The organism is Ruegeria sp. K3, assembly GCF_056531845.1.
Genome location: NZ_JBQFMM010000005.1, coordinates 254,490 through 273,636 on the forward strand (window position 1 = coordinate 254,490; position 19,147 = coordinate 273,636).

Below are 19,147 nucleotides of genomic sequence, written 5' to 3' on the forward strand. Positions count from 1 at the left end.
CGGCCCGGAATTCTTAGCCCTGCAGGGCCTCCCACATCTCCAGATCGCGCTGGGCGGTCCAGACCCGGGGCGTGTCGATGCCGCGCGCCTCGTCATAGGCGCGGGCAACATTGAACGGCAGGCAGTGTTCATAGATCGCATAGTCGGCGAATTTCGGATCGCATTCGGCGCGGACCGCGTCCCATGCTTCTTTCAGCGAACCGCCACGCGCCGCGACCTTTGCTGCCGGGCGGTAGGTGCTTTCCACGAAATCGCGGGTGTTTTCGATGGCCGCATTGACCATGTCTTTACCGACCAGAGCGTCGCCGCGCCCCGGAGCGATAGCGTCCACGTCGAACCACTTGATCTCATCCAGCGTGTCGCCCCAATCGCCGAAATGCCCGTCGCCGCAATAGCAGGCCGAGTGGTATTCGACGATGTCGCCCGTGAACATAACGTTCTGATCTGGCACGTGGATGACGATATCGCCTGCCGTATGGGCGCGGCCCAGATGCATCAGGTCGATCCGGCGGTTGCCCAGATAAACGGTCATCGTGTCGCTGAAGGTGGTGGTGGGCCATGTGAGGCCGGGGATGCTCTCATGCCCTTCAAACAAGCGGGGGAAGCGTTGGAATTCACTGTCCCAGTCTTCCTGACCACGCTCAACAACCATGGCCCGCGCCATATCCGACATCAGAATCTGTTGCGCGCCAAAAGCGCTGGCGCCCAGCACACGAACCGCGTGGTAATGCGTCAGCGCCACATGGGTGATCGGCTTGTCAGTCACCGACCGCACGCATTCGATCACTTTGTTGGCCAGACGCGGCGTCGCCTGCGCCTCGACAATCATCACGCTGTCATCGCCGATGATCACGCCCGAGTTTGGATCGCCCTCGGCGGTGAAGGCATACAGCCCTTCGCCCACCTCGGTGAAGCTGATTTTCTTTTCCGACATGTCCCCCTGGGACGCAAATGCCTTGGCCATATCAGTGATTTCCCTTCTGGACAGCGACTGGCTTTGATGATGTTGTCGCCATATGTTTGAACGTCGATTTTTGCCTTATTGGGCAACCGCTTGTGTTGTCATCGCCTGTGCCATCATCCTGCTGTGGATGGGGCGCGAACCGATTTGCAAATGCGGTTTTGTCAAGCTGTGGCATGGTGAAACCTTCAGTTCCGAAAGCTCGCAGCATCTGACCGATTGGTACACGCCCAGCCACATCATTCATGGTTTCCTTTTCTACGGCCTTCTGTGGCTGGTGGCGCGCCGCCTTGCCGTTGGCTGGCGGTTGTTCATCGCTACCCTGATCGAAGTCGCGTGGGAGATTTCCGAGAACACCAATGCCGTGATCGAACATTACCGCGCGGTTACGATCTCGCTGGATTACTACGGCGACAGTGTCGTCAACTCGATCGCCGATATTGGCGCGATGATGCTGGGGTTCTGGTTGGCGCGTCGCCTGCCGATCTGGATGACGGTCACCATTGCGCTGGGATTCGAGATCCTGACCACCACGCTGATCCGCGATGGTCTGACGCTGAACGTGCTGATGCTGCTTTATCCCATCGAGGCCGTTAAGGACTGGCAGAGCGCGCTCTGAATATGCGGACTGGACCTGCATCAATCTCTGGCGAATGGATTTTCGAGTGCGGGCAGCACAGTGCCGGTGCAATCGCCGAACCCGATGGTATAGCCGTCGCCCTTGGCTGCGCCGGTCAGGGTCAGCGTGTCGCCGTTCTCGATGAAGGTGCGGGTCTCGCCTGTGTCCAGCGTCAGTGGCTCTTTCCCGCCCCAGCTGAGTTCCAGAAGTGATCCGCGCTCTGGCTTGTTCGGCCCCGAAATGGTGCCGGACCCCAACAGGTCGCCCGTGTTCATCGGACACCCAGACGTCGAGTGATGCGCTAACTGCTGCGCCGCCGAGTAGTACATCTCGTGATAATTGGTTCGTGCGATGGTCGTGGCGTCTTTATTCTCGGGCGCCATCGTCACGGCCAAATCGATGTCATAGAGCATCGGGCCGCAATCCTTCAGGTGGTCCAGCAGGGCAAACTCACGATCGGGCGTATCGCAGCGGAACGGTTCCAGCGCCGCTTTGGTCACGATCCACGGGCTGATCGAGGTCGCGGTCGCCTTGGCCTGAAATGGCCCCAGCGGCTGGTATTCCCAGGCCTGAATATCGCGTGCGGACCAGTCGTTTAGCAGGACATAGCCAAAGATGTTGTCATCGGCTTCCTGCACTGAAATTGGGCCGTCAGACGGTGTGCCCACGATTGCACCCATCTCTAGTTCGATATCAAATCGACGGCTGGGCAGGAAAGCAGGCAGGTCCTGATCGGGCGATTTCAACTGACCCCAGGGGCGACGGATATCCGTGCCTGAAACGACAACAGACGACGCGCGGCCGTTATAGCCAATGGGGATGTGCAGCCAGTTCGGCGGCAACGCGTTTTCCGGGCCGCGGAACATGGTGCCCACGTTCTGGGCATGGTGGCGGCCCGCGTAGAAATCGGTGTACTCGCTGACGGCAAAGGGCATGTGCATCTCGGCCTCGTCCTGCGGGATCAGCAGACCTTCAATCTTGTGCTGTTCGTCCGAATCTTCAGCCAATAGCGTAGATAGGCGGTCGCGCAATGCAGCCCATACGGCAGGGCCTTCTTCCATCAGCGGATTCCAGAAGGGCAGATCGAACAGCGGCTCATCCGAAAGCGCGATTAATCCATCAGCTTCGGCAGCAGTCATGTCGAAGATCATGTCGCCGATGGCAACGCCGCAGCGGGGCTCGGTGGTTTCGGTCGAGAACACGCCATAAGGCAGGTTGTTCAGCGGGAAGGGGTGGTCGGCGGAATTGGCTGATGCGACCCAGGATTTCTTCAAAGGCATATTGCGTCCTTATGTCTTTCGGTTACGAGGCGGCGCGCAGGGATTTGAAGCCCAGCAGGGCTGCCGCCAATATCATGAAGCTGCCACCGATCCGGTCGAGCCAAAGTCTTGCCGGCCCCTGCAGGCGCCGGGCCAGCCAACTGGCAGTGGAGCCATAGGCCATCAGAAACAACCCGTCTATGATCAGATATGTGGCCGAGAGGATGGCGAATTGCGGCCAGAATGGCAGCGCGCCATCGATGAACAGCGGAAACAGAGCGGCGAAGAACACCACCGCCTTGGGATTCGCGGCAGAGGTGATGAAGCCCTGCATCCAGAGCGCCTTGCGGCTGGCACGTGGCGCATCGTTGGTTTCGGCAACGCGTGCCTTCACGATTTGCTTGACGCCGAGATAGACCAGATAGGCCACGCCCAACCACTTGATCACGGTAAAGGCGGTCCCGGACGTGGCGATCAGGGCAGCCAGACCCAGACCGGCGGCCAACATTTGAAAGAAATTGGCCGTCAAATCACCCGCAGCGGTAAAAAAACCTCGCCGCAGCCCATTGGTTGCCGAGTTCGACAGCATCAGCAACTGGCTTGGCCCCGGTGTGCTCATCAGCAGCAACACCGTCGCCACATAGGTGATCCAGATATCAAAACTCATCTCGTCTCCGGTGATCCTTCAACTTGTCACTTGTCGAATAATAGTTGATTTTGTAACTAACAAGGATGACCCAGCCTAAAAATGACCAAAAAGATGAGTTTGATTTGCGAAATTTCCTGCCGTTCCTGTTGAATCAGGCGGCCGAGGAAAGTTCGCTTGAGTTTCAGCGCGTTTACAAGGATCGCTACGGAATGCTGCGCACCGAATGGCGGGTGCTGTTTCATCTTGGCAATCATGGTGAGATGACCGCACGCGACATTGTTGAGCGTGCCAAAATCCACAAAACCAAGGTCAGCCGTGCGGTCAGCCGATTGCAACAGCGCCGATATTTGCAAAGGTTGCGGGATGAAAATGACCGGCGGGTTGAGCGGCTATCGCTGACCTCGGCTGGCCAAAAGGTTTATCGCGAGTTAAGCGGTATCGCGCAGGATTATGATCAGAAACTGGCATCGCGTTTCACCACGGGTGAGGCCGCTTTGCTGCGCATGATGCTGCGACGTCTGGCCGGAATGGATTAGGGTACTGGTAATCCGGTACAGCTGCCCCCAGATCAACGTCATAACGGACACAGGAACGACACATGACAGCGCCGGATTCCCCAACGGCAAAATCCCATGATCTGATAGATTGGTTGGTGACCCGTGGCCTGGAAGGGGCCGACAAACAAGAACTTTTGGACGGGTATTGCACCCGTTTGGTTGATCTTGGTGTTCCCTTGATGCGCTTTCATGCGGCGCAACCGGCCTTGCATCCCGTCTATGGCGGAACGGGCTATAGCTGGTACCGCAGCAAAGGAAGTAATCTGGAAACCTTCGAGTATTCCGAAGAGCCCAGTGAAGTTTGGACACAAAGTCCGCTATATGCCGTATTGCACGAAGATATCGATGCTATCCGTGAACGGCTGGTCGACCAGAACGAACCCAGCCGCTTTCCTCTGCTAAACGAGTTGCGGGAAAACGGAGCCACGGACTATTACGCGACTGGCATCAGCTTTGATGTGCCGGCTCAACGCAATCCCTATGATGCGAAAGAGGCAATCGACGGCGTCTTGATGTCCTGGTCCAGCAATGCGCCGGAAGGATTCTGCGACGATGATCTGGATGTGATCAATACGGCGCTACCGCATCTGGGGCTGGCTCTGAAGTCAGCCTCGAACGCGCGGGTGTCGAAAGATTTGATGCGGGTTTATCTGGGGCGCGATGCCGGTCGTCGGGTCTTGTCCGGTGAAATCCGTCGCGGGTCACTGCAGCAGATTGATGCGGTGATCTGGAACTTCGATCTGGAAGGGTTCACCAGCCTGTCGGAAGAGATGCCAGGGATCGAAGTCATAGATATGCTGAATGACTACCTGGGTGTGGTGGTCGATGTTGTTCATCAATGCGAAGGCAACATCCTGAAGTTCATGGGCGACGGTGTCATGGCGATGTTTGATGTCGGCGAGATCGATGCCGATGCCCGCGCCGCGCTGGCTGCGGCGACCATGCTGCAAGAGCGCATGGCCGAATTGAACACTCAGCGGAGTTCACGGGGGCAACCGGTTTCGAACTATACGCTGGCATTGCACTCTGGTGAGATCCTCTATGGAAACATCGGCTCCGAAAGTCGGCTGGATTTCACGGTAATTGGTCCGGCGGTCAACCAGACGTCCAGAATTGCGGGGATGCATCGGTCGCTGGGGCAGCGCATCCTGATTTCCGACGATGTAGCCCGCGCGGCCCATCCCTGCGATCAGGATCTGATCTCGGTCGGTCGCTATATGTTGCGGGGCGTGGCAGAGCCGAAAGAGCTGTTTACGATTTACAGAACGGCGGGCTAACCGATCACTGACACCTGTGCCAACGCGTGCGACTGCTGCTGCGCACGATTTCATAGAATGAAATCGATCCGGAAACTTTTAAATTTTCCGGGGTCTTGGGCGGATATGTTGGGTAATTCGAGCTGTGGTCGCTCAGAAATCGATCTCAACACCCGGCAAGCTCAGTTCCTTCATCATGTCGCGCAGTTCCTGGCGTGCGGCGATGTTGGAGATATTGAGCTGCTTGACCCCGATATCCTTGAGGTCCAGCAAAGTCAGTCCGCGCGGGAACAACTCGCGGAAAATCACTCGCTCGGAAAAGCCCGAGGCGACGCGGAAGCCGATGCGCTGTGACAGCATCTCGATCGCGCGTTGCATCTTTTCCTTGTTGACCATGCGCTGGGTGCCGACCCGGTTGCGGACGACGACCCAGTCGATCGGTTTCAGCCCAGCTTGGGCGCGCAGTTGGCGGGCATTCCAGACCATCTCGGAATAGACTGAGGGGCCAAGGATTCTCTCACCTTTGGAATCGATCCGCGCCAGCAGGTCAAAATCGATGAAACTGTCGTTCAGCGGTGTAATCAGCGTATCGGCCAGCGAATGTGCAACCTGGCTGAGTCGAGTGTGCGAACCGGGGCAGTCGATCAGGATGAAATCGCTATCGCTTTCCAGTTCGGCCACGGCGGCCGAAAGGCGGTGGTCATAGATGTTTTCACCGGGTTGCAGAGCGCTGGCGTCAATCTCGGGCAGGTCGTGGTGGCGTGGGCTGGGCAGAGACAGGTCCGAGCCGTTCAGGAAGTTCAAGCGGTTCTCGAAATAACGACCCAGACTGCGCTGCCGCAGGTCAAGATCGAGTGTGCTGACCTTGTGCCCCAGCCGTGCCAATGCAGTGGCCACATGCATCGACACGGTTGATTTGCCTGCGCCGCCCTTTTCGTTCCCGACCACAATGATATGTGCCATGCCTGTATTCCCAAGTCCCGCCGTGTTTGCCTACACGTTGTTGGTAGCCACTATATGTTGTGTAGGCCGGGAAGGGAAGAACCTCGGGCCGTCTTGGGCGCTATTATCAGGCCTCAAATTGGAAAAGTGCTTGGTACTTGGGGGTTAGGGTAAATCCTTGCCAAACACACACCCCTGTTTCACTGTCCATCCTATGGATTTGTGATCGAGGGCAGCCATTGGATCATCTGTTTCTGAACGTTTTGAACGTGGTTCTGCCTGTCCTGATTTGCGCTGGAATCGGTTACGCTCTGGCTGTGATCAGGGCCCCTTATGACAACAAGGTTATTGGCGGGATCGTCTCGCGGGTCGGGTATCCGACGCTAATAATCTCGCACCTTTCAACCACCCAGATTGCGGTCGGCACCTTTCTTGATGTCATGATGGCCGCCGCTTTGGCGATTGCAGGTTTTGGGCTGTTGGGGCTTGTCGCGCTCAAACTGATGCGGCTGCCGGTGCGGGCATTTCTGACGCCACTGATGCATGGCAATGTCGGCAATATCGGCCTGCCCATTACCCTTTTGGCGCTGGGCGATGCGGGTATGGCCTATACGATGGCATTTGTGGTGGTTGTGCTGATCAGTATCTTCACGATCGGCATGTGGATTCCGGCCGGAGAATTCTCGCCCAAGAAACTGGCGACTTCGCCGATTATTTACGCGGTCGCACTGTCGCTGGTGTTGATGGCGACGGGCACCAGCCTGCCGCAACCGGTGGCCAAATCCTTTGATATTCTGGGTGGGCTCTCGATCCCGCTGATGTTGCTGACGCTGGGCCACACGCTGGCGACCCTGCGGATCAAAAGCCTTGGCCGAGCCGTTTTGCTGACAGCGCTGCACCTTCTGATGGCTGCGGTGATTGCCAGCGCGTTGGTCTGGAGCTTCGGCTTCACCGGGGCTGAGCGGGGCGCGGTGATCCTGTGCTGTTTGATGCCATCCTCTGTCGCGACCTATTTGTTTATCGATCAGCATGCGCCGGAATACGGACCCGATGTGGCCGGGTTCATTCTGGTTTCGACTCTGTCCACGATCCTGGTGCTGCCATTGGCGCTGTCCTACTGGATCTAATAGGCGCTGGGCGCGCAGCGCGCTAAAAACAGTATCTATCAGCAAAAAACCGTTTAATAATAGGCACAACACGGTGCCCGAAGGGCCAGCGCGCTATTCCTGAACGGGGGACAGGCAGATGCCAAAAGACGTCACTGAGGACACATCCGGCGCGGGAGGGGCACGTCTGGTTCTGGTGATGACCGCGCTGTGCATGATGGTTGTTGGCTTCAACACAACCGCCGTTGCGACGATCCTGCCAAATCTGAAGGCCGAGTTCGATCTGTCACCTTCCAGCCTGCAATGGGTGATGGCGATCTATACGGTGGTTAGCGCGACCCTCGTCACCATCGTCAGCCGACTTGGCGATATCACCGGCAAGATGGGCGTCTTCTTTGCTGGAATGATCGTGTTCGGTCTTGGCTCGGCCCTTGTGTTGTTTTCGCAGGATGCAGCCATGTTGCTGGCAGGCCGCGGGGCCCAAGGTGCCGGGGCGGCAGCGCTGTTTGGCACCTCGCTTTCGCTGCTGACTGCCGCCACGCCCGAGGAACAACGGGCCAGCGTCACCGGTGCCTGGGGCGCGATCGTCGGGCTGGCAATTGGTGTTGGTCCGATCGTTGGCGGCGCGTTTGCGCATTACCTCAGCTGGCGGGGCGTGTTTGCCACCGATCTGGCGCTGCTGATCGTGGCCTTTGCGGTCGGGTTGCGGGTCAGCAAAGAGCATTACGTCCCCGACACCCGTCTTGCAGGCGCAAAGTTCGATCTTGCGGGTGCAGTCGCATTGGTCCTGCTGCTTGGCCCGCTATCCTTCGCGCTCAGCAACGGGGAAAGCCACGGATGGGCCACAAGATCGACCCTGATCCCGCTTGCCGTGTCGGCTGTAGCGGTGATTGCACTGATCATCACCTCGCGCCGCAGCGCGGACCCTCTGATCGAGCTGCGCTACTTCCGCCACCCCCGTTATTTCATGGCGGCGGCAGGGATGTTCATTACCGGCTTCGCGCTGTTCAGCTTTTTCGTCTATTTCAACGTCTTCGTGCAATCGCCAGATGCGTTTGGCCTGTCCGCTGTTGGGGCGGGGGTGGCGATCCTGCCGCTGAGCCTCAGTATGTTCGTCGTGTCTGTGGTGGCTCCGCGTTTTCTTGCACCTTACAGTTTTCGATGGCCGGTGATCCTGGGCATGGGGTTCATGACCTGTGGGTTCATGCTGTTGACGACAACGACGAACACAACAGGCATGGGTGCGATTTGGTGGAAGCTGGTGATTATCGGGATCGGGCTTGGCATCGGTTTTTCGTTATTGCCGCGTCTCGGGCTGCGCTTGTTGCCGGAAGAACATATGGGGCAGGGCTCGGGCGTAGTGAATGCGTTCCTTTATTTTGGGGCCACGCTTGGTGCGGTTGTCGGCGGGTTGGCTGAAGCGATCACCACCCGGCGCGGCCTGACCGAAGTGATCAACGCCTTGCCCACCGGGTCCGAGCAACGGGCCGACCTGGCCCATGCACTGACACATGGCACCGCCAGTCAGGTGCAGCAGCTTATAGCGGCGCTTGATCCGACCACGGGCGAAGCGTTGGCGCGCGCCTTACGAGATCTGCAGGATGATGCATTTAACAGTGCCATGCTTGTCGCCGCTATCGCTGCGCTTTTGGGGATGATCCTGGCTGCCGTAATGCTGCGAGGCCCCGTGCCTCCACCGCACAGCGCGGTTGATCTGACAAGGGACTGATCGTCGGTGGGGCCACTTGTGACCGGCACCCAATCGGCCTAGACTTTTGCCATGTGTGGAAAATTTGCAGCCGGTCACCTGACACAGCGGGAAATGCTGGCAATTACCGAGTATTTTCTCTACGGCAAGGTCTCGCCTGATCTGCCCGAACAGCTGCCTTCGGGTGGGTACAATGTGTCTCCGACCAATCGGGTTGGCATGGTCCGTTGGGACGGCGACCGGGCCGAGCTGGCGACGGCGCGCTGGCAGATCAAGGACCCGCGCAGCAAGAAGCCGATGATCAATTCGAAGATCGAAAATGTCAGCTTCTGGCAGCAATACTGGAACAAGGGGCGCTGTCTTATTCCGGCGCTGGGATATTACGAGTGGCCCAAGGACCAGGGCCATGATTGCCCGGTCTACATCACGGTTCAGCGCAATGCCCCGGTGATGTTTTTTGCGGGGTTTTACAGGACTGATGACAGCAGCCATAGCTGCACTATCCTGACCCGGACACCCAGCCCGCAGATCGCGCATATTCACAACCGCATGCCAGTGATCCTGACCCCGGATGAGATCGAAAACTGGCTATCAGGCGTCACGACCGCGCAAGAGGCGCAGTAGTCGTTGGGCACGCAGTACGAAGGCCGGTTTGAATATTACACCGTCAAACCCATCAAACGCGGAGCTGAGGGCGAAGATATGATTGAGCCTTACACGCCCCCGGTCCAGACCGGGTTTGATTTCTGAAACAGCCGCAAAGTGCAGTGGCGCAATTCCAAAACAAAAAAGGCCGCCCAAATGGACGGCCTTTCGCATTTCAACCAGGTCGGGATTAGAAGCCCAGACCTTCGTATTTCTTCTTGAACTTCGACACGCGGCCGCCTGCGTCCATCAGGCGCGACGAACCACCGGTCCATGCGGGGTGCACGGAAGGGTCGATTTCCAGAGCCAACTGGTCGCCTTCGCTGCCCCAGGTGGATTTCATCTGAACCACAGAGCCATCGGTCATTTTGACGTTGATGACGTGATAATCGGGATGGATGTCTTTTTTCATCTTTCCGCTCCTTACGCCTCGGCGCCAGCCTTGGGCTTGTAGTTGGTGACTTCTGCGATACGCGCGGATTTACCACGGCGCGAGCGCAGGTAGTAAAGTTTGGCGCGACGAACGCGGCCACGGCGGACAACGGTGATGCTGTCGATATTGGTCGAATGCAGCGGGAACACACGCTCCACGCCTTCGCCAAACGAAATCTTGCGAACGGTGAACGAACCGGCGATGCCGCTGCCACCTTTGCGCGCGATGCAGACGCCTTCATAGTTCTGCACACGGGTACGCGACCCTTCGGTCACTTTAAAGCCGACACGGATGGTGTCACCGGCTTTGAAATCGGGGATGTCTTTCCCCAGGGCGGCAATCTGTTCCGCCTCAAGCTGTGCGATTAGGTCCATCGCAGTTACTCCTATATGCTCGCGGTTGGTCCACGAAGTTTGGGCACGGCCTGAGAGCTCTTGGTCTTCACCGGGTCCTGCGTACAGCCCGCCAGAGGTCAGATCGAATGTTCCTTTTGGTCCGGTCCGCCCTGTCGCGCCGTGGCCGAAGAAAGCCGGGCGTCACGTCAGGATGCAAACCAAAACACCGGAGTCGCGTAACGCCACACCGGATTGGGCTGCTTTACGGGCTTTGTGGGCGAGGATCAAGCCTTATTCTTGGTGAAACAGGTGAGTTTTTGCCACCCGTCAAATCCACCGTTGCCTTGTTCACCAGATCAGGCATTCTGGGGTTAATTATAAGAGCAGATATTTGATACAGGATCATAAGATGCGCAAAGCACTTCTGCTGGCCGTTATGGCGCTTGCACTTGTCTCATGTGGTCGCCGCGGCCCGCAACCTCAGGCGGTTGAGCCGCAGGCCTTCGCGGACACGACCCCGCCTTCGATCATCTACCCCGCCTTTGGTGACGCTGACCCGCACCCTTGGGAAGGTCGCCACCCCGGCCAGTACCCCGTGCACGGGCTGGATGTCTCGCGTTGGCAGGGGCCGATTGATTGGCGCACCGCGCAGAAGAACGGTGTCAGCTTTGCCTTCATCAAAGCCACCGAGGGCGGAGATTTTACCGACCCGATGTTCGACGAGCACCGACGCGGCGCACAAGCTGCCGGAGTGCCGTGGGGGGCCTATCACTATTACTATTTCTGCCGACCGGCCCAAGAACAGGCGCGTTGGTTCATCCAGAACGTGCCCAAAGGGGCCGACCTGCCGCATGTGCTGGATATGGAATGGACGCCCCATTCCAAAACCTGCACCCTGCGCCCTGATGGCCGAACCGTTCGGGCCGAGGCGCAGCGGTTCCTTGATATTCTCGAGCGCCACTATGGCCGACGCCCGATTGTCTACACGACGGTAGATTTCTACGGCGACACCGATATCGGACGACTTCCCAAAACCGAGTTCTGGCTGCGCTCGGTCGCGGGCCACCCGCGCAACGTTTATCCAGGCTCGGTCTGGCGGTTCTGGCAATACACCGGCACCGGGCTGGTGCCGGGGGTTCAGGGTAAGGTGGACATCAACACCTTCAACGGCACGCCGGAAACCTGGGCGTTGTGGAAGGCAACCCGTTAGTCTTAGCCCTTATCTTCTGATTTTCGATAGGCGTCCCACAGATCGGGCCGCCGTTCGCGGGTGATCTGTTCCGACATTTCATGACGCCAATCCGCAATGCGTCCATGGTGGCCTGACATCAGGATCTCGGGGATCGGGCGGCCTTTCCAGTCGGCGGGGCGGGTGTATTGCGGATGCTCCAATAAGCCAGAGGAAAAGCTCTCCTCCTCGGCTGAGGCCTGGTTGCCCAGAACGCCCGGGATCAGCCGCACGGTGGCGTCGATCAGGGCCTGTGCGGCGATTTCACCCCCGGTCATGACAAAATCACCCAAGCTGATCTCTTGCACGCCGTAATGTTCCAGCACCCGCTCATCGACGCCTTCGAAACGACCACATAGCAGTGTCATGCCATCGCAGCGAGCCAGGTTTTGCATCATTTTCTGATCCATCCGACGCCCACGCGGGCTGAGGTAGATCAACGGCCAGTTGCCCCGGATGCCCGCCATCGTATGCTCAATGGCCTCACCCAGCACATCGGCACGCAGCACCATGCCCGCACCGCCGCCCGCAGGGGTGTCATCCACATTGCGGTGCTTGCCGATCCCGAATTGGCGCAAATCCACAGTTTCCAACTGCCATAGCCCTTCTTGCAGGGCCTTGCCGGTCAGGCTTTCGCCCAGAACACCCGGGAAGGCAGATGGGAACAACGTGATAATCTTGGCCTTCCACACCCCGTGCAGATCGGGCGTCGGCGTCATCAACTCGCGCGGCTTCAACGTTGGACGGATGGCTTTGCGGCCATGGGACTTTCCGGGTTTATCTGTCATCTCGAGCCGATCAGATCGTTCTGGGTGCTTTGAACCAAAGCCGTCTTTTGATCGATCAGCGCAGCATCGTCCAGATCGGATCGGTTCATTTCCAGCATCTGCTGCAAGACATCCTCGGGCAGGCGTGGGTTTGATCGGGTCGGGCCTACCAATTCGGCGGCTTTGTCCGCAGGCAGGTCAAGGAATTCAGCAAAAGTGCTTCCAAGCCCATGTCGCTGGCCCTGCAGGTCTTCCAGCCATTCGGTGCGGACCGAGACCGAGGGCAAACGGTCGCGCACAGCCGCAGCAGCAATCTGAGGCGACGGCACCGGTTCAAGCCGGGCGCGAAAGGTCTCAAAATCCTGAATCAGGCGCGATCGTTGCAGATCATGCGCCCACAGGCTGCGCAGCCAGCTTCCCCGTTGGCGCAGCGAGTAGTAGATCGTTATATGCACCTCTTCCCCGGCAAATCGGTCGCGGATCAGGCCGACAAGGCACGAGGCGAGCTCGGGCGCGGCCTCATATCCTACCGCGACATTGCGGCTGGGGCGCAGGCCCGAGAAATTCTCTTCGCTCAGAACCAGCCCACGTTTCTGGCCGAATTCCAGCGAATTCAGAAAGTGCCGCATCTGATCCTTGAAATCGCTCATCGCGCCGGGTGTGCCGTAGACGGAATAGCGCGTGGCGGCCTCGGACAAGCCGGTTTTCCGGGTCCGATAGGGCAGGACCAACGCATGGTGCGGCCAGATCAGTGACCGGTTTTCGAACAGAAAGGACTGTGCCGCCGTCGTCCCGGTCTTGTGCAGACCCAGATGCAGCAACACGCGGCGCATTACAGCAGGCCCTCAGGCGGATCAGCGATGATGCGGCCCTTGTCCAGATCAACGGTCGGAACGGATTCGAGTGTAAACGGCAGCAGCACGGTGGCCTTTAAGCCCGGCCCATGCAGTTCCAACAGATCCGCCGCACCGTGATTTTGCACCGATTTCACTCGGCCCAGCAGCGTGCCGCCGGTGTCATAAACCTCAAGCCCGATAAGGTCGGTGTGGTAAAACTCATCATCCGGCAGCGACGGCAATTGATCGCGCCGCGCATAAAGGCGCAGGCCATTCAGCGCATCCGCCGCTTCCTTCGTCTCAATGCCACCCAGCCGAGCGGCAAAGCCGTTCTTGATCGCGCGGGTCAGGACTACGGGATAGCGCTCTTTACCTTCTTCGTCTGTCAGCGGCGAATAGCCTTCGATATCCTCGGGGACGGCACAGAAACTTTTCAGCCGCACCTCGCCGCGCACCCCATACGAGCCCGCGATGCTGCCTACGCAGATCAGATCACTCATTTCGACCATCCGTCACACATAGCCCGTCCCGCCATTGTCCGATCACCTCGCACGCCTCGCGCTGGTTCGAGCGTTCGAAGAATACGCCCACAATAAATGCGATCGCCAGCAGGATGGGAAGACGTAACAATCCGAACATGTCTAGCGCACCTCGATGGGCAGAGAGGTGTCTCTGCATTCCCAGCCGACCTGCTCCAGTTCCGGCGTATCGGATTGGGCCTCGGGCCAGCCCAAGCAGAAATATCCGATCAACCGCCAGTCCTCGGGGACATCCAGATCGCGCACCATCTGGTCCGGGTCGAGGATCGAGACCCAACCCAGCCCCAGCCCTTCTGCCCGTAAGGCAAGCCAGAACAGGGTGATGGCAGAGACCACAGAATAGCGCCGCATCTCGGGCATAGTACCTGCGCCCAGACCTTGACCCTTGTCGGTGGCATCGTCGCAGAACACGGCCAGCTGCACCGGAGCTTCTTTCATCCCGGACAGTTTCAGCTGGCTGTACAGCTGCGCCTTTTCGCCGGAATACCCGCTCAGCGCCCGCTCGTTGGCCGCTTGGAAATTCTTCAGCGCCGCGTCGCGCGCGGCCTGACTTTCGATGCGGATCACGCGCCAGGGTTCGCTGAGCCCAACAGAAGGGGCCAGTCGAAACGCGTCGAGGCAGCGCGTAAGCACTGCCTCGTCAATTGCATCGGTGCGAAACCGGCGCACATCACGCCGGAGCCGCATCAACAGATCGAACTGCGTGCGAAAATCGTCGGAAAAGGCCTGATCCTGCACGCGCCCGACTGCTTATTCTTCTGCAGCAGCTTCTTCAGCCGGTGCAGCAGCCGCTTCGGCAGCTTCAGCAGCCTTGGCAGCTTTCTCTTCCGCGCGTTCCTGAGCTTTCTTGCCCGGAGTGCCCTTGTTGGGGTTGTTGCGCTCGGCCTTGTCACGGGCGCCGGCAGCTTCCAGCATGCGTGCGATCCGGTCGGTGGGCTGTGCGCCCTGATCCAGCCAGTACTGGATGCGCTCCATGTTCATTTTCACGCGCTCTTCGCTGTCTTTCGGCAGCAGCGGGTTGTAGGTGCCCAGTTTTTCGATGAAACGACCATCGCGCGGCATACGGCTATCAGCCGCAACAATGCGATAGAAGGGACGCTTTTTCGAGCCGCCGCGGGCGAGACGAATTTTCATTGCCATGGTGGTATCTCCTTTGAATGGCGTATCCGGTGCTAGACCGGCTTAGTTCTGGTGTTTCTTGTGGTGTCGGATGACTTCCTGAATGATGAAATTCAGAAAAGCCTTGGCGAAATCGGGGTCCAGATCGGCCTCTTTCGCCAGGTCTTCTAACCGTGCGATCTGCGCAGCCTCGCGCGACGGATCGGACGGGGGAAGGTCGTGTGCGGCCTTGAGCTTGCCAACGGCCTGCGTGTGCTTGAACCGCTCGCCCAGCGTATAGACCAGGATCGCATCCAGCCGGTCGATGCTTTCTCGATGGTCTTTCAACAGCGCAGCAGCCTGTGTCACGGGGTTGTTCATTGGCCGGTCCTTTCGGTGGTCAAATCAATCTGCGGATGACGCCAGATCTGAGCGTGCTTGCCCAAAAGCTCGGCTCTCTCAATCTCCAGCGTTGCGCCCAGCCGTTCGGCCAGCGCGCGCGAGCGATCATTGGCATGGGCGATGTAGGAAATCACACCGTTCAGCCCCTGATGCCGCGCTGCATAGTCGCGTGCAGCCGCGGCGGCCTCAAAGCCCAGACCTTTGCCTTCGGCCTCTGCCATCAGCGTCCAGCCCAGCTCGGGCTCGGCCCAGCCGGGTACGTAGATCATGCCTGCCCATCCCACGAATGCGCCGCTGGCCTTTTCAGTCAAATGCCACAGACCATAACCGCGCAGCGCCCAATGACCCAATCTGTTCGAAAGAGAGCTCCAGCTTCCAAGCGCGTCCTTGGGACCACCAACCATATGGCTGCGCTCGGTCGCGTAGAACGCGGTCATCGCAGGAAGATCGTCCAGATGCGGCGCGCGAAGGATCAGGCGATCGGTTTCGACGGTGGGTATAGTGAACGAGGTCATGCGTATGCCTCCACGCCACCGTTTACCAGATCGGCAGGCGCCGAATGACGCCAGACCTGCATCGCCCCGAAAGCCGGGTGTTCGAACATATATTCAAACTGCGCGCCCAGCCGTTCCGCGACAGCCTTGCTGCCCAGATTATCCGGATCGATCAGCGAGATTGCGGTTTCCCAGCCCAGCACGTCGTAGGCATGTGCACGTGCAGCCAGTGCCGCTTCGGTCGCATAACCCTTGCCGGTGGCGTGGTTCATAAGGGTCCAGCCAATTTCGGGCTCGGGCCAGCCGTGAGGGTTCCACAAGCCAACATGGCCTACATAGGTGCCCGTGTCTTTTTCCTCGACACCCCAGAAGCCATATCCCCGCATCGCCCAGTGGCCTAACAGCATCGCAACAGCGCGCCAAGTCTCATCCGGGCGTTTCGGGCCGCCGACGAATTTCGAGGCGTCGCTGGCAAAAAACTCTGCCTCAGCCTCAAAATCGGCCTCGCAAGGGGCCCGCATGATCAGGCGTTCGGTTTCCAGCGTTGGTATGGCCATGGCAAGTGTCATGCCTGCACCTCGCCGTATCGCCAGACATGCTGGGTTGGACTAAAGGCGCTTTCGGCAACGGCGTCGCGCGTTGCACCCAGACGCTGTGCCAATGCGTTCGAACGAGCGTTGGATTGCGAAACGTAGCTTACGAACTGGCCGGATCCGAGCAGATCAAGCCCAAAATCGCGAACGGCGCTGCACGCTTCGGTCGCGTAACCTTGCATGCGGAACTTGCTATCGAACATATAGCCAAGCTCGGGCTCGTGATCGTCCCATTCGAGGCCCAGAATGACGAAGCCAATGACCTGATCGTCGTCTTTAAACGTGACGGTGAACAAGCCGTGACCATGCAAAAGCCAGCCTGATGTGTAGTAGGAAAACTCAGTCCAGGCGTCTCGCTCGGTATCGCCAAAGCTGTCCTTGCAGATCGATGTCCACACCGGCAGGTCGTCCAGAGTGGGTGCACGCAGAACCAGCCGCCGGGTCTCAATGACCGGCAGGGCCGCGCGATACTGCGCTGCTGCCATCGCCGCCTTTCCGGACGGGGGCTGGGTGCAGCGTGCTGACGTCACTTTTTCTTTCCAAAACCGCTCAACCCCGGGGGCAGGCCCATGCCGCCACCCAGTCCGGGCAGACCGCCGGGCATCTTACCGCCCATCGCTTTGGCGGCTTGTTCCAGCGCCTTGGGGTCCATGCCCGCAGCCATTTCCTCGGGGCTTGGGCCACCTTTGCCGAACATGCCTTTCATGGCCTGTTTCAGCATCTTGCCTTTGCCCATTTTGACCATCTTTTTCATCATGTCGGACATCTGCCGGTGCATCTTGAGCAGCTTGTTGAGATCGCTGACCTCCATACCCGAACCGGCGGCGATGCGTTTCTTGCGGCTGGCTTGCAGCAGTTGCGGGTTGGCGCGTTCGCGTTTGGTCATCGACTGGATCAGCGCGATTTGCTGGCGCAGGATTTTATCGTCCAGACCGGCCTGATCCATCTGCTTGGCCATCTTGTTCATGCCCGGCATCATGCCCATCATGCCCTGCATGCCGCCCATCTGGATCATCTGCTCTAGCTGCATTTTCAGGTCGTTCATGTTGAACTGACCTTTGACCATGCGCTTCATCATGCGCTCGGTCTGTTCCATCTCCATCGTTTCCTGGGCTTTTTCGACCAGAGCGACGATGTCGCCCATGCCCAGAATACGACCGGCGATCCGGTCCGGCTCGAAGGTTTCGAGCGCGTCCATCTTCTCGCCCAGACCAACAAAGCGGATCGGCTTGCCGGTGACCGCGCGCATCGACAGCGCCGCACCGCCGCGCCCGTCACCGTCCATACGGGTCAGGACCACGCCCGAGATGCCGACCTTGGCATCAAACTCTTCGGCCACTTCAACAGCGACCTGACCGGTCAGGCCGTCGACCACCAGCAGCGTCTCGCGCGGGTCGACCACGTTACGAACCTGCTCGACCTCGTCCATCAGGACTTCGTCGATATGCAGACGGCCCGCGGTGTCGAGCATATAGACGTCATAGCCGCCCAGCGTTGCCTGTTGCTTGGCGCGCTTGGCGATATCAACCGGCGTCTGACCGGGTACGATCGGCAGCGTATCTACACCAACCTGCGTGCCCAGAACCGCAAGCTGATCCATCGCCGCTGGGCGATAGACGTCGAGCGAGGCCATCAGGACCTTCTTGCCCTCTTTCTCTTTCAGGCGTTTCGCCAGCTTACCGGTGGTGGTTGTCTTACCGGAACCCTGCAGGCCGACCATCAGGATCGGGGCAGGCGGGTTGTCGATCTTCAGCGCGCCGGGGTCTTCTTCGCCACGCAGTGTATCAACCAACGCGTCGTGCACGATCTTGACGACCTGCTGGCCGGGCGTGATCGATTTGGTGACAGCTTGACCGGTCGCCTGTTCCTGTACTTTCTTGACGAACTCGCGCGCCACCGGCAGCGAGACGTCAGCCTCAAGCAGGGCAACGCGGACTTCGCGCAGGGCGGTTTTCACGTCTTCTTCAGACAGGGCACCCTGTTTGGTCAGCCGGTCAAAGACGCCGGAAAGGCGTTCGGATAGATTTTCAAACATGCCTTCGGCCTCCTTAGCCGGTTATCTGGTGGCGTGCCCTAGATAGGACGCGTCGGTTAAATGCACAAACGCCCCCACGGGCGAAACTCGCTGGTGGGGGGCGATCCCTGAACGACTCAAGGGACCGGAAGATCAAGCGCTTCCGGATGTTGGTGGCGACTTAGGCCGATTGGCTGGCAGAGTCAACCTTGCGCGCCGGAAGCCAGTCATTGATCGCATCAACCAGCCGATGCGCGCCGCGCCCGCTGGAATAAGCCTCGACAATGGGATGCCGTCCGGCGCTCATGCCCTCATCCAGTATTAGGACAGGGCGATAGAGGGTCGATGTGCCATTGTCACTACGTGAGGTCGTGCTTTCGGTTTCCGCGTGCGAGAGGTTCGACAGCTCATGTTCCACCGCATCATATCCAAATACGGACTGTCTGCGGATCAGGATGCTGTTTTTGTTACGATCCAGTATGACCTGCACGCGGCGGACGAAGGCGCAAAATGCACCAAAACCCATGCCTCCGCCGAATAGTGCGAAGAAAATGCCGAACAAGATACCCTCGCCACCTTCACTGGCCAAGAAGACGCCCGCGCCGACAAATGCCAGAATGAAGAAAACCAGCGTGATGCCGATGAACCATGGCGTATTGGACAGGATCAGTTGGCTCGGAGTGTTACGCGTGACTTTCATGGCGGC

25 protein-coding genes are annotated in these 19,147 nt (G+C 58.9%); 7 read left to right on the top strand and 18 right to left on the bottom strand.

Going from position 1 to position 19,147, the window contains the following annotated elements:
* Positions 1-13 precede the first annotated feature (13 nt).
* A complete protein-coding gene (locus tag ACR0MP_RS11590) occupies positions 14-964 on the bottom strand; it encodes an MBL fold metallo-hydrolase (RefSeq protein WP_480886864.1) in 951 nt (316 codons plus the stop codon).
* 52 nt (positions 965-1,016) lie between these two features.
* On the opposite strand from ACR0MP_RS11590, the gene ACR0MP_RS11595 reads away from it, so the two are divergent.
* Positions 1,017-1,580 carry a DUF2585 domain-containing protein gene (locus tag ACR0MP_RS11595; RefSeq protein WP_480567474.1) on the top strand — a complete coding sequence of 188 codons (564 nt, stop codon included), beginning with the start codon at positions 1,017-1,019 and terminating at the stop codon, positions 1,578-1,580.
* Between the two features lie 20 nt (positions 1,581-1,600).
* Here the strand turns inward: ACR0MP_RS11595 and fahA are convergent, their stop codons facing one another.
* Together fahA and ACR0MP_RS11605 are read right to left on the bottom strand one after the other, a co-directional pair.
* The gene (gene fahA, locus ACR0MP_RS11600; RefSeq protein WP_480886866.1) at positions 1,601-2,860 is read right to left on the bottom strand and encodes a fumarylacetoacetase; all 1,260 of its coding nucleotides are present in this window, start codon (positions 2,858-2,860) and stop codon (positions 1,601-1,603) included.
* Between the two features lie 22 nt (positions 2,861-2,882).
* Complete coding sequence (locus tag ACR0MP_RS11605) at positions 2,883-3,506, bottom strand: LysE family translocator (protein ID WP_170736950.1); 624 nt, start codon at positions 3,504-3,506, stop codon at positions 2,883-2,885.
* Positions 3,507-3,571: 65 nt separating this feature from the next.
* Between ACR0MP_RS11605 and ACR0MP_RS11610 the strand changes: the two genes are divergently transcribed.
* Both ACR0MP_RS11610 and ACR0MP_RS11615 read left to right on the top strand, forming a co-directional pair.
* The gene (locus ACR0MP_RS11610) at positions 3,572-4,024 is read left to right on the top strand and encodes a MarR family winged helix-turn-helix transcriptional regulator (RefSeq protein WP_170392676.1); all 453 of its coding nucleotides are present in this window, start codon (positions 3,572-3,574) and stop codon (positions 4,022-4,024) included.
* A gap of 62 nt (positions 4,025-4,086) precedes the next feature.
* Positions 4,087-5,322: an adenylate/guanylate cyclase domain-containing protein gene (locus ACR0MP_RS11615; RefSeq protein WP_170392675.1), complete on the top strand. Its 1,236-nt coding sequence runs from the start codon at positions 4,087-4,089 to the stop codon at positions 5,320-5,322.
* A 132-nt stretch (positions 5,323-5,454) separates the two neighbouring features.
* Here the strand turns inward: ACR0MP_RS11615 and ACR0MP_RS11620 are convergent, their stop codons facing one another.
* Positions 5,455-6,264 carry a division plane positioning ATPase MipZ gene (locus tag ACR0MP_RS11620; protein WP_170402416.1) on the bottom strand — a complete coding sequence of 270 codons (810 nt, stop codon included), beginning with the start codon at positions 6,262-6,264 and terminating at the stop codon, positions 5,455-5,457.
* Between the two features lie 218 nt (positions 6,265-6,482).
* On the opposite strand from ACR0MP_RS11620, the gene ACR0MP_RS11625 reads away from it, so the two are divergent.
* The 3 genes from ACR0MP_RS11625 to ACR0MP_RS11635 all read left to right on the top strand — a co-directional run bounded on the left by ACR0MP_RS11625 (position 6,483) and on the right by ACR0MP_RS11635 (position 9,681).
* Positions 6,483-7,370 carry an AEC family transporter gene (locus tag ACR0MP_RS11625; RefSeq protein WP_480886868.1) on the top strand — a complete coding sequence of 296 codons (888 nt, stop codon included), beginning with the start codon at positions 6,483-6,485 and terminating at the stop codon, positions 7,368-7,370.
* A 118-nt stretch (positions 7,371-7,488) separates the two neighbouring features.
* Entirely contained in the window at positions 7,489-9,078 is a 1,590-nt protein-coding gene (locus ACR0MP_RS11630; RefSeq protein ID WP_480886870.1) for an MFS transporter, read from the top strand.
* Between the two features lie 51 nt (positions 9,079-9,129).
* The gene (locus ACR0MP_RS11635; protein ID WP_480886871.1) at positions 9,130-9,681 is read left to right on the top strand and encodes an SOS response-associated peptidase; all 552 of its coding nucleotides are present in this window, start codon (positions 9,130-9,132) and stop codon (positions 9,679-9,681) included.
* A 211-nt stretch (positions 9,682-9,892) separates the two neighbouring features.
* Here ACR0MP_RS11635 and rpmE read toward each other — a convergent pair whose 3' ends face one another.
* Both rpmE and rplS read right to left on the bottom strand, forming a co-directional pair.
* Positions 9,893-10,114, bottom strand: a complete 222-nt coding sequence (rpmE, locus tag ACR0MP_RS11640) for a 50S ribosomal protein L31 (RefSeq protein WP_170392669.1) — start codon at positions 10,112-10,114, stop codon at positions 9,893-9,895.
* 11 nt (positions 10,115-10,125) lie between these two features.
* The gene (rplS, locus tag ACR0MP_RS11645; protein ID WP_170328369.1) at positions 10,126-10,509 is read right to left on the bottom strand and encodes a 50S ribosomal protein L19; all 384 of its coding nucleotides are present in this window, start codon (positions 10,507-10,509) and stop codon (positions 10,126-10,128) included.
* Between the two features lie 370 nt (positions 10,510-10,879).
* On the opposite strand from rplS, the gene ACR0MP_RS11650 reads away from it, so the two are divergent.
* Positions 10,880-11,680 carry a glycoside hydrolase family 25 protein gene (locus ACR0MP_RS11650; protein ID WP_170402409.1) on the top strand — a complete coding sequence of 267 codons (801 nt, stop codon included), beginning with the start codon at positions 10,880-10,882 and terminating at the stop codon, positions 11,678-11,680.
* A gap of 2 nt (positions 11,681-11,682) precedes the next feature.
* Here ACR0MP_RS11650 and trmD read toward each other — a convergent pair whose 3' ends face one another.
* From trmD to ACR0MP_RS11710, 12 genes are all read right to left on the bottom strand, one after another.
* Complete coding sequence (gene trmD / locus ACR0MP_RS11655) at positions 11,683-12,486, bottom strand: tRNA (guanosine(37)-N1)-methyltransferase TrmD (RefSeq protein WP_170392667.1); 804 nt, start codon at positions 12,484-12,486, stop codon at positions 11,683-11,685.
* Positions 12,483-13,298: a hypothetical protein gene (locus ACR0MP_RS11660; RefSeq protein ID WP_170425117.1), complete on the bottom strand. Its 816-nt coding sequence runs from the start codon at positions 13,296-13,298 to the stop codon at positions 12,483-12,485. Before ACR0MP_RS11660 ends, trmD begins: the two co-directional genes overlap by 4 nt.
* Entirely contained in the window at positions 13,298-13,801 is a 504-nt protein-coding gene (rimM, locus tag ACR0MP_RS11665) for a ribosome maturation factor RimM (RefSeq protein WP_170392665.1), read from the bottom strand. Before rimM ends, ACR0MP_RS11660 begins: the two co-directional genes overlap by 1 nt.
* On the bottom strand, positions 13,794-13,940 hold the full coding sequence (locus ACR0MP_RS11670; protein ID WP_170392664.1) for a hypothetical protein: 147 nt from the start codon (positions 13,938-13,940) through the stop codon (positions 13,794-13,796). Before ACR0MP_RS11670 ends, rimM begins: the two co-directional genes overlap by 8 nt.
* A 2-nt stretch (positions 13,941-13,942) precedes the next feature.
* Positions 13,943-14,578 carry a 5,6-dimethylbenzimidazole synthase gene (gene bluB, locus ACR0MP_RS11675; RefSeq protein ID WP_170402403.1) on the bottom strand — a complete coding sequence of 212 codons (636 nt, stop codon included), beginning with the start codon at positions 14,576-14,578 and terminating at the stop codon, positions 13,943-13,945.
* A 12-nt stretch (positions 14,579-14,590) separates the two neighbouring features.
* Complete coding sequence (gene rpsP, locus ACR0MP_RS11680) at positions 14,591-14,980, bottom strand: 30S ribosomal protein S16 (RefSeq protein WP_010437590.1); 390 nt, start codon at positions 14,978-14,980, stop codon at positions 14,591-14,593.
* Positions 14,981-15,022: 42 nt separating this feature from the next.
* Positions 15,023-15,319: a chorismate mutase gene (locus ACR0MP_RS11685; protein WP_170392662.1), complete on the bottom strand. Its 297-nt coding sequence runs from the start codon at positions 15,317-15,319 to the stop codon at positions 15,023-15,025.
* Positions 15,316-15,855 (bottom strand): GNAT family N-acetyltransferase, encoded by a 540-nt coding sequence (locus tag ACR0MP_RS11690; protein ID WP_170513361.1) that lies wholly within the window; start codon positions 15,853-15,855, stop codon positions 15,316-15,318. Before ACR0MP_RS11690 ends, ACR0MP_RS11685 begins: the two co-directional genes overlap by 4 nt.
* A complete protein-coding gene (locus tag ACR0MP_RS11695; RefSeq protein WP_170402397.1) occupies positions 15,852-16,403 on the bottom strand; it encodes a GNAT family N-acetyltransferase in 552 nt (183 codons plus the stop codon). Before ACR0MP_RS11695 ends, ACR0MP_RS11690 begins: the two co-directional genes overlap by 4 nt.
* Positions 16,400-16,912: a GNAT family N-acetyltransferase gene (locus tag ACR0MP_RS11700; RefSeq protein ID WP_170402394.1), complete on the bottom strand. Its 513-nt coding sequence runs from the start codon at positions 16,910-16,912 to the stop codon at positions 16,400-16,402. Before ACR0MP_RS11700 ends, ACR0MP_RS11695 begins: the two co-directional genes overlap by 4 nt.
* Positions 16,913-16,953: 41 nt before the next feature.
* The gene (gene ffh / locus ACR0MP_RS11705) at positions 16,954-18,462 is read right to left on the bottom strand and encodes a signal recognition particle protein (RefSeq protein WP_480886875.1); all 1,509 of its coding nucleotides are present in this window, start codon (positions 18,460-18,462) and stop codon (positions 16,954-16,956) included.
* Between the two features lie 160 nt (positions 18,463-18,622).
* On the bottom strand, positions 18,623-19,141 hold the full coding sequence (locus ACR0MP_RS11710) for a hypothetical protein (protein WP_170402388.1): 519 nt from the start codon (positions 19,139-19,141) through the stop codon (positions 18,623-18,625).
* Positions 19,142-19,147 lie beyond the last annotated feature (6 nt).

Bases quoted from the DNA above. Each gene is read 5' to 3' on its own strand.
- ACR0MP_RS11695 (WP_170402397.1), bottom strand. From the start codon at position 16,403: ATGACACTTGCCATGGCCATACCAACGCTGGAAACCGAACGCCTGATC.
- ACR0MP_RS11595 (WP_480567474.1), top strand. From the start codon at position 1,017: ATGTTTGAACGTCGATTTTTGCCTTATTGGGCAACCGCTTGTGTTGTC.
- rpsP (WP_010437590.1), bottom strand. From the start codon at position 14,980: ATGGCAATGAAAATTCGTCTCGCCCGCGGCGGCTCGAAAAAGCGTCCC.
- rplS (WP_170328369.1), bottom strand. From the start codon at position 10,509: ATGGACCTAATCGCACAGCTTGAGGCGGAACAGATTGCCGCCCTGGGG.
- ffh (WP_480886875.1), bottom strand. From the start codon at position 18,462: ATGTTTGAAAATCTATCCGAACGCCTTTCCGGCGTCTTTGACCGGCTG.
- ACR0MP_RS11660 (WP_170425117.1), bottom strand. From the start codon at position 13,298: ATGCGCCGCGTGTTGCTGCATCTGGGTCTGCACAAGACCGGGACGACG.
- ACR0MP_RS11610 (WP_170392676.1), top strand. From the start codon at position 3,572: ATGACCCAGCCTAAAAATGACCAAAAAGATGAGTTTGATTTGCGAAAT.
- ACR0MP_RS11590 (WP_480886864.1), bottom strand. From the start codon at position 964: ATGGCCAAGGCATTTGCGTCCCAGGGGGACATGTCGGAAAAGAAAATC.
- ACR0MP_RS11650 (WP_170402409.1), top strand. From the start codon at position 10,880: ATGCGCAAAGCACTTCTGCTGGCCGTTATGGCGCTTGCACTTGTCTCA.
- ACR0MP_RS11685 (WP_170392662.1), bottom strand. From the start codon at position 15,319: ATGAACAACCCCGTGACACAGGCTGCTGCGCTGTTGAAAGACCATCGA.
- ACR0MP_RS11700 (WP_170402394.1), bottom strand. From the start codon at position 16,912: ATGGCAGCAGCGCAGTATCGCGCGGCCCTGCCGGTCATTGAGACCCGG.
- rimM (WP_170392665.1), bottom strand. From the start codon at position 13,801: ATGAGTGATCTGATCTGCGTAGGCAGCATCGCGGGCTCGTATGGGGTG.
- ACR0MP_RS11620 (WP_170402416.1), bottom strand. From the start codon at position 6,264: ATGGCACATATCATTGTGGTCGGGAACGAAAAGGGCGGCGCAGGCAAA.
- ACR0MP_RS11670 (WP_170392664.1), bottom strand. From the start codon at position 13,940: ATGTTCGGATTGTTACGTCTTCCCATCCTGCTGGCGATCGCATTTATT.
- ACR0MP_RS11630 (WP_480886870.1), top strand. From the start codon at position 7,489: ATGCCAAAAGACGTCACTGAGGACACATCCGGCGCGGGAGGGGCACGT.
- ACR0MP_RS11635 (WP_480886871.1), top strand. From the start codon at position 9,130: ATGTGTGGAAAATTTGCAGCCGGTCACCTGACACAGCGGGAAATGCTG.
- ACR0MP_RS11605 (WP_170736950.1), bottom strand. From the start codon at position 3,506: ATGAGTTTTGATATCTGGATCACCTATGTGGCGACGGTGTTGCTGCTG.
- rpmE (WP_170392669.1), bottom strand. From the start codon at position 10,114: ATGAAAAAAGACATCCATCCCGATTATCACGTCATCAACGTCAAAATG.
- ACR0MP_RS11690 (WP_170513361.1), bottom strand. From the start codon at position 15,855: ATGACCTCGTTCACTATACCCACCGTCGAAACCGATCGCCTGATCCTT.
- ACR0MP_RS11710 (WP_170402388.1), bottom strand. From the start codon at position 19,141: ATGAAAGTCACGCGTAACACTCCGAGCCAACTGATCCTGTCCAATACG.
- ACR0MP_RS11615 (WP_170392675.1), top strand. From the start codon at position 4,087: ATGACAGCGCCGGATTCCCCAACGGCAAAATCCCATGATCTGATAGAT.
- fahA (WP_480886866.1), bottom strand. From the start codon at position 2,860: ATGCCTTTGAAGAAATCCTGGGTCGCATCAGCCAATTCCGCCGACCAC.
- trmD (WP_170392667.1), bottom strand. From the start codon at position 12,486: ATGACAGATAAACCCGGAAAGTCCCATGGCCGCAAAGCCATCCGTCCA.